Genomic DNA, 8,948 nt, shown 5'->3' on the forward strand with positions numbered 1-8,948 from the left:
TACCAGAACAATTGGGACGGTAAATATAATGGACAAGATTTAGCTGAATCGGCTTACTTCTACATTATTGATATGGGTAATGGAATTGGTTTAATCAGAGGAACGGTTAATATCATTAGAGACAATAAATAAAGTTAGGGACTAACATCAGCAATGATTTAAGTTTAATTCAGGTAAGTTATTTAAGGTTTACCTGAACTAACTTTCATTTACTTCATGCAATTCTAACGGGAAAAAATCAAATAATAATGAAAAAGATAATAACAATGTCTGTTTTGCTAGTTATAAGTTCTCTAGCATTCGGTCAACTAAACCCTATGGGCAGCATCTATTACCAAAACCAATATTTAGCAAACCCTGCAATGGCGGGTTTAGCAAAGGGTTGGGAATTAAATGCGGCTTATAAATCTCAGTGGAGTGCAATCGATGGAGCTCCAAATACACAAATTGTTAGCGCTGCCTATGGCTCTGAAAATAACAAGTTAGGCCTTGGCTTAATGTTGTTTAATGACAAAGCAGGTATCGTGAATACAACAAGTTTAAAAGCTACTTATGCTTATCACCTTCCATTAAATACTGGAACTACCTTTTTGGATTTTGGCTTGTCTGTTGGCTTATTAGATGAATGGGCAAATAGGAGCGAGGTTGTTGGTGATTTTACTGATATAGCGATAGGTAATTTTAATGCTCGTAAAGTTTACTTAGATGCAGATTTTGGTTTTGCTATACGTAGTAAAGGACTTACCTTTCAAGGTGCTGTACCAAATTTAAAAAGATTCTTAGATAGGGATATTAAAAGGAATATCGCTGATCGTTCGTTGTTTTTAATGGCACTATCTTATAAGTTTTATAGTGAAAAGAGTAATGTGCCTACTATAGAGCCTAAAATAGCGTACAGGGCAATAGAAAATTATAAAAATATAATTGATGCCGGCGTAAACGTTGCTTTTGGAACGGATAAAATAATGTTGAGCAGTATTTATCATAGTTCTGGGAGTGTAACTTTTGGGGCAGGTACTACTTACAAAAGTAAATTGGCAATTTTAGCTCAGTACACAACCAATACAGATGATTTATCATCATATTCAAATGGAGAAGCAGAGATTGCTTTAAGATACAATTTTAAATAAGTTAACTTCTGCAGATGACTATTTTAATTGCTGATGATGAACAAATTATTCGTTTTGGCTTAAAATTAGTTATCAAAAGTTTGTGGCCAAAGGCTATTATCAATGAAGCAGAAACTTTAAATGATGCTGTAGTTTTGCTTTCAGAATTTACTTATGATTTGGTAACCCTTGATATTGATATGCCGGGAGGAGAGGGGCTTGAGGATTTAATTAGATTCATGCTTCAAGAAACAAAAGTGATTATTTTTTCAGGTTGTGACAGAGCCAGCTCAAGGTTGCACAGTTTAAAAGAAGCAGGTGTTGATCAGTTTATTTTTAAAGATGCATCAATAGAGGAAATTAAACAAAAATTATTGAAAAATTTTGAAGATGGAGATAGCGAAACTTACATCTAGTATTTAATATTTACTTGATTATTGTCTAAGCCATCATTATTAATTTAATGGTGGCTTTTTTTTGTTAACGGATTTTACAAATCGAATAAATCAAAAGAGTAATACTTTTTAGTAACAGATTTATCAGTATTGATAATAAAAATTACTATGCATGCAGAATAATTTTTAAAATCCGTTGTAGTACAAATTATAATTTATTAGATTTGAGAAACAGCAATTTCGCAATTAATTATTTGCTGTGCTACAACCAAATATTAAAACCTTTAACCAATGGCGACCAGTATTACAAGAGTATTCGATCTATTAAAACATAATCTCGAAAATTTTCCGAAAGATGAGTTTGTAAGCGGTAAAGTAAATGGAAAGTGGAACAAATACAGTACAAAAGCTTTTTGTGAAGAGGTTGATGCATTAAGTAAAGGTTTAACCACAAAAGGTGTAGTAAAAGGTTCAAGAGTAGCGGTAATGTCGGCAAATAGACCCGAGTGGAATATTTGCGATTATGCAATTATGCAGTTAGGAGCATATCAAATTCCACTTTATCCTACTTTAGCAGAGCATGATATTAAATTTATTATCGAAAATGCAGAAATAACAATTGTATTTGTTGGCGATGAAACCCTTTTCAAGAAATTAACTGAGGTTAATAAAACTTTAGCTAACCCGGTTGCAATCTATACATTTAACAAAGTTGATGGGGCTTTGCATTGGCTCGAATTGGTTGAGGTTGGTAAAACTGTTGAGGTAGATTTAGAGCAGCACAGAGCTTCAGTTTCTGCCGATGATATTTTAACTATTATTTATACATCTGGTACTACTGGCACACCAAAAGGAGTGGTGCTTACACATAACAATTTAGTAAATAATTTTATAAAATCATCTGTTTTGCTACCTCCAGGCTTAGAAAAAGCACTTAGCTTTTTGCCTTTGTCGCACATATTTGAGCGAATGATTTCCTATCTATATGCTTATGGTAATGTTTCTGTTTATTATGCAGAAAGCATGGAAACCATCGTAGCTGATATTCAGGAAGTAAAACCGAATGCTTTTTCTACGGTTCCGCGTTTGTTAGAAAAAGTGTACGATAAAATAATGGAAAAGGGCAAAGATTTAAAAGGAATAAAAAGAGGTATTTTCTTTTGGTCTTTGGCGTTAGCCGAAAAATATGACCATAGCAATGGTTGGTGGTACAATTTTAAATTATCAATTGCCAGAAAATTAGTATTTAAGAAATGGCAAGAAGCATTAGGTGGCAATATTATAGTAATTGTTTCAGGTGGAGCGGCTTTAAATCCTAGGTTAAATCGCATATTTTGGGCAGCTGATATGCCAGTTTTTGAAGGTTACGGGTTAACGGAAACATCGCCAGTAATTACAGTAAATCATTTTGCGGCAACCATGTTTGGTACCGTTGGTGCTGCAATAGATGGTGTAGAAATTAAAATCGCCGAAGACGGCGAGATTTTAGCACGTGGCCACAACATTATGAAAGGTTATTACAAACGTGATGATTTAACAGCAGAATGTATAGATCAAGATGGATGGTTTCATACAGGTGACATAGGACAAATTTTAGAGGGGAAATTCTTAAAAATTACAGATCGTAAAAAAGAGATTTTTAAAACTGGAGGTGGAAAATACATCGCCCCGCAGATGCTAGAAAACAAGTACAAAGAATCGCCAATGATAGAACAAATTATGGTTTTAGGTGAGAATATGAAATTCCCAGCTGCATTAATTGTACCTACTTTTCCAGCGTTAAAAGCTTGGTGCCAACACAAAGGCATAAATTACACCAACAATGATGAAATGTGTAAAAACGAGCAGGTTATCGAAAAATATAATCAGATTATTGTTACATTAGGTGCCGAGTTTGGTAAATGGGAACAAGTTAAGCGCTTTGCGTTACTGCCAAAAGAATTTAGTATTGATGGAGGAGAACTAACTCCGAAATTGAGCTTAAAGAGAAAAAACATTTTAGAAAAAAATAAAGCCATAATTGATAAAATTTATAAAGATGCAGAAAACCACAAAGGATAAAATTTATTACAGTAGTTTAATTGGTTTTTTATTTGCCTGCAGCCTATTTTTTAGTTGTGCAGGCAAGCATTTAGGTAAGAACAATAGTGGTGAGTATAAAAACGGGATGGTGGTTTCGGCAAGTGAAATAGCTTCTCAGGTTGGTGTAGACATTCTAAAAAAAGGTGGTAATGCTGTAGATGCTGCCGTTGCAGTTCAATTTGCTTTAGCCGTTGTATACCCAAATGCAGGTAATTTAGGCGGTGGTGGTTTTATGGTTTATCGTTCTGCCAAAGGCGAAACAAGTACTTTAGATTTTAGGGAAAAAGCGGCTTCTGCTGCTCATAGAGATATGTATTTAGATGCAGCTGGCAATCCGATAGTGGAAAAAAGTTTGTACGGACAATTGGCTGCAGGTGTACCAGGTTCTGTGGCAGGTATGGAAGAAGCGCATCAAAAATATGGAAAATTAAAATGGGAAGATTTAGTGATGCCTGCAGTAAATATTGCAGCCAATGGTTTTAAAGTAACACTTAGACAAGCCAATGAATTAAACGGTTTAAAAAACAGATTTACAAAATTAAATCCGCTAGGTACAGCTTTAGTAAAAGATGCAAAATGGGTAGAAGGAGATGTTTTAACGCAAACAGAATTAGCCAATACATTAAGGGCAATAGCTAAAGAAGGTAGAAAAGGTTTTTATGAAGGTGCAGTTGCAGATTCAATCGTTGCAGAAATGAAAAGAGGCGGAGGAATTATTTCGAAACAAGATTTAATTGCTTATAAAGCGATTTGGAGAAAACCAATAGAAGGTAAATATAGAGGTTATGATGTAGTTACCATGCCTCCACCATCAAGCGGTGGTATTGCATTAATTCAATTACTTAAATCTGTAGAACCTTTCCCATTAACGAAATGGGGTTTCAATTCAGATTCTACAGTACAGGTAATGGTAGAGGCCGAAAGAAGAGTATATGCAGATAGAGCTGCACATTTAGGTGACCCAGATTTTTATAAAGTGCCACAACAAAAATTAGTTGATGATGCTTACGTAAAACAAAGAATGAGCACTTTTAGCTGGCAAGCTGCAAGTACCAGCGCATCTGTCGGTGCTGGCGAAATTGCTCCAGCCGAGCATGAAGAAACCACTCATTTTTCTATTGTTGATAGAGATGGAAATGCTGTTGCTATAACCACCACGCTTAATGGTTCTTATGGAGCGGGTGTAGTTGTAAAAGGGGCTGGATTTTTGTTGAATAATGAAATGGATGATTTTTCGGTTAAACCTGGTGCACCTAATATGTATGGTTTAGTTGGAGGCGAAGCCAATGCTATTGCTCCTGGCAAAAGAATGTTAAGCTCTATGACGCCCGCTATTATCTCAAAAGACGGTAACTTATATCTGGTAGTTGGTACACCTGGGGGTTCAACCATTATCACCTCGGTTTTTCAAACCATTTTAAACGTGATAGATTTTGATATGTCTATGCAAAATGCAGTTAATGCTAAAAAGTTCCATCACCAATGGTTGCCAGATGAGGTAATGATTGAAGATAAAGCACTTGATAGTTTAACTAAAGAGAAATTAAAAGCCAAAGGCTATAAATTGGTTCCTCGTGGTGCAATTGGCAGAGTAGATGCCATTTTAAAAACCAAATGGGGCACTTATCAAGGAGGTGCTGATCCAAGGGGCGATGATAAGGCAATTGGTTGGTAGGTTAATCAAACAATAAAATTGAAGAGGCTGCTGCGCTGAGGAAAGTCTTAGCACATTTTCTATAAATGATTTGGGAAAAATTATGGAATTTAATTTGTCTCGATTTAGACTTGTAATAGAACCTTATCATGCATTAAATTATTTACTTGAAATAGGAACCACAAAAGTTTTCTAAGAATAAGGTAACTTTTATTTTGCAATGGCTTAAAATAAATTTTGATGATTATTAGCTACTTTCATCAAAAATAATCATCAGCTATGCTTAAATTTTGTTCCCTTTTCATTTTGCTTTTTGTTTTTAACAATACTTTTGCTCAAAACGAGGCAAGTATAGTTAGTCCGCTGATTAATCAATATCAAGCTGATGAAAACATGCTTAACCGAAAATATGCTTTAAAACGTTCGGATGAATATTTTAAGCGAATGGAAACTTTTTATACTGCTTGGTTAACAAAATTAAAATCCTTCCCTTTCCAGAAGTTATCTGTTAATGAAAGAGTTGATTACATTTTGCTTAAGCGAGATATTAATGTTGATGCAAGATCACACCAAGAGAACTATTCTGAATTTAAGAACACCAGCTTCTCGGTTCCTTTCGCTCCTGTAATAATTGATTTTGAGCAAAAGCGAAGGATAGGTAAACAACAGGACGGAGAAGCGTCTGCTAAAAATTTTAAGCAGTTAATTCGCGACATCAATACTGCAAAAGAAAATTTTTCAAATCAACAATTAATTATCAATCCTGTTCAGGCCAATTGGGCTCTGCAAACAGTGAATCAGTATATCTCTGTTTTTACTGAGGCTTACAAATTTTACGATGGTTACGATCCACAATTTACAGTTGCAACCAAATCTGTTTATCCTGATGTATTAGCTGCCTTGAAAGATTATGCTACAGCATTGGGTAAAACAGCTAAACTTTCTACAGCAAAAGATGATGGAAGTGGAATTATTGGAAATCCCATCGGTAGAAAAGCTTTTTTAAATTTACTTAACGATGAAATGATTGCTTACACGCCTGAGCTAATTGAAGCCATCGCTTTGCGTGAGTTTGCTTGGTGTGATACTGAGATGATTAAAGCTTCGCAACAAATGGGTTTTGGTAACGATTGGAAAAAAGCATTAGAAAAAGTTAAAAATGCCTACCCTGAGTTGGGTAAGCAACCTGAGTTGGTTTACGAATTGGCAAATGAAGCCATCAACTTTGTTGAGCAAAACAAATTATTAGATGTTCCAGAATTAGCAAAGGAAGGTTGGAGAATGAGAATGCTTACTCCGCAAGAGCAACAATTTGCGCCGTTCTTTTTAGGAGGGGAATCTGTTTTAATTGCCTACCCAACAGAAGACATGACTGAGGCTGCCAAACTAATGACCTTAAGAGGTAACAACAAACACTTTTCAAGAGCAGTAGTTTTTCACGAATTGATACCAGGCCATAATTTGCAATATTTTATGCAAAGCAGATATAAACCTTATCGCAGAGGGTTTGGTACGCCATTTTGGACAGAAGGTTGGTCGTTATATTGGGAGATGTTACTTTGGGATAAAAATTTTGCTAAAACACCAGAAGATAAAATAGGGATGTTGTTTTGGCGCATGCATCGCTGTGCCCGAATTATTTTTTCTATGAATTACCATTTAGGCAAATGGACACCACAGCAATGCATTGATTTTTTGGTAGATAGAGTTGGTTTCGAAAGGGCAAATGCCGAAGCAGAAGTTCGTCGCTCTTTTACTGGTGGCTATGGTCCACTTTATCAAATCGGTTACATGTTAGGTGGCTTGCAATTTAGAGCACTTCACAGAGAATTAGTAGGTAGTGGCAAAATGAGCAACATCCAATTTCACGATCGCATTTTAAAAGAAAATAACATGCCAGTTGAAATGGTAAGGGCAATACTCACCAATCAAAGTTTGACAGAGAATTTTAATACAAAATGGAAATTTGCCGGAGTACTAAATTAATCGTCAAACAAAAAAACAAAATACTTGTTTCACGCGGCTACAACACTTTTTAGAATAAATTGTATAGCAAACTAAACACTTTTAACATTCTTTAACACTCTTATATAGTGTAATTTTTGCGTTAAATATTTGAAAACAAAGGTTTTAACATCTATTTTATTGCATTGATATTTGGTGGTATTAGTTTTGAATATTGAGCTTACAAATAACACTAACGCTTATTTTGTAAATTTAATATTATGAAACTTAGAATTTTAAACTTTTTACCAGTTGCCTTAGCTGGTTTATTTATTGGAGGTACAGCTTCAGCACAAACAACAACGTCTTCAGAGCCAATGAGAACTTGGTCAATAGGTGTTAACGCTGGTACTTTAGCAGGTATCTCTCCACTTGGTGGTCAAAATGATTTTTCTAATTGGAAAAATACTTTCGGTTACGGATTATACATTAAAAAACAAATCACACCAAATTTCTCTATACGTTTAGATGGCAATAGAGGTAATGTAAAAGGCGATAACACTGAAACTTTTTACAACGGTTTGCCTAACACTAGTCCAGTTAGCGCTTATTCTACAGATTTAAATTACTCGGCAAGCTTAAGTGCTGTTGCTAATTTATTTAACTGGAGCATGTTTAAACAACAAAACAACGCACAATTGTATGCTTCTGCTGGTGGTGGTTTCGTAAACTTCACACCAACAATTACTAGGGGCAACGCAACTACAGAGTTAGCTACCGAAAACAGAATGATTATTCCAGTAGGTTTAGGTGCTAAATTCCGTTTATCTGAGGCAATTAATTTAGATTTAGGTTGGACAATCAGTTTTGTAGATAACGATCAATTTGATGGTTATGCAAGAGGATCTAACGACAAATACAATTATGCATATGCAGGTTTAGAATTTGCTTTAGGTAAAGGTAAGCAACTAGCTTTCTTTAGTCCAACTGCTGCAACATACGATGAGGCAATTGCTGCTAAAAATGCTGCTAATGCTTTAAAATCTGATTTAGATGCTCAAAAAGCAGAAAATGCTAAATTACGTACAGAAATGAACGATTTGTTGAAAGATACAGATGGTGATGGTGTTGCCGATAAATTAGATAAATGTGCTGGTACACCTGCAGGAACTGTTGTAGACGGTTCAGGCTGTCCTTTAAAAGTACCTGCTCCACAAGTTACTGAGCGTGTTATTGTAACAGAAGCAGATCGTGCAGTTGTTGCTGATGCAATTAAAAACTTAGAATTCGATTTAGGTAAATCAACAATCCGTTCTAAATCTTACGCTACTTTAAACAGAGTTGCAGCTTTATTAATGGAGAAAAACTTTAGCTTAAAATTAGCTGGTCATACAGATAATACAGGTTCAGACGCTTTAAACTTACGTTTATCTAAAGATAGAGCAGAATCAGTAAAAGCTTATTTAGTATCTCAAGGTGCAAATGCAAGCAGAATTGAGGCAACAGGTTATGGCGAAGCACAACCAATTGCAACTAACAATACTGCAGCTGGCCGTCAACAAAATAGAAGAGTAGAATTTACTTTATACTAGTAGATACTTTTTAAAAATAAAAGAAGCGTTCCGAGTAATCGGGGCGCTTTTTTTATATTGATTTGTTGCCCAAAGCACAGCGAAGAATCTCAGAGATAAGTCCTAAAGTTGCTTAGAAAAACAATGCCATCACGCTTCGGGTATTTCAGTCCTTCTTTCCATTTTACTACGG

General features: G+C 35.2%; 6 protein-coding genes. All 6 read left to right on the top strand.

Translation table 11 applies throughout. The annotated features are described in order from the left end of the window. The first annotated feature begins 248 nt into the window (after positions 1–248). The 6 genes from AC07XU_RS17310 (at position 249) to AC07XU_RS17335 (ending at position 8,776) form a co-directional block, all read left to right on the top strand. Complete coding sequence (locus AC07XU_RS17310) at positions 249–1,130, top strand: PorP/SprF family type IX secretion system membrane protein (protein WP_494944886.1); 882 nt, start codon at positions 249–251, stop codon at positions 1,128–1,130. A gap of 14 nt (positions 1,131–1,144) precedes the next feature. After that, positions 1,145–1,525: a response regulator gene (locus AC07XU_RS17315; RefSeq protein WP_494944887.1), complete on the top strand. Its 381-nt coding sequence runs from the start codon at positions 1,145–1,147 to the stop codon at positions 1,523–1,525. Between the two features lie 270 nt (positions 1,526–1,795). Continuing rightward, the gene (locus AC07XU_RS17320) at positions 1,796–3,565 is read left to right on the top strand and encodes an AMP-dependent synthetase/ligase (RefSeq protein WP_494944888.1); all 1,770 of its coding nucleotides are present in this window, start codon (positions 1,796–1,798) and stop codon (positions 3,563–3,565) included. After that, positions 3,543–5,261, top strand: a complete 1,719-nt coding sequence (gene ggt / locus AC07XU_RS17325; RefSeq protein WP_494944889.1) for a gamma-glutamyltransferase — start codon at positions 3,543–3,545, stop codon at positions 5,259–5,261. The genes AC07XU_RS17320 and ggt overlap by 23 nt, the downstream gene beginning before the upstream one ends. Positions 5,262–5,519: 258 nt before the next feature. Continuing rightward, positions 5,520–7,226: a DUF885 family protein gene (locus AC07XU_RS17330; RefSeq protein WP_494944890.1), complete on the top strand. Its 1,707-nt coding sequence runs from the start codon at positions 5,520–5,522 to the stop codon at positions 7,224–7,226. 239 nt (positions 7,227–7,465) lie between these two features. Beyond that, a complete protein-coding gene (locus tag AC07XU_RS17335; RefSeq protein ID WP_494944891.1) occupies positions 7,466–8,776 on the top strand; it encodes an OmpA family protein in 1,311 nt (436 codons plus the stop codon). Positions 8,777–8,948: the final 172 nt, after the last annotated feature.

Source organism: Pedobacter sp. GW456-11-11-14-TSB4 (genome assembly GCF_059424425.1).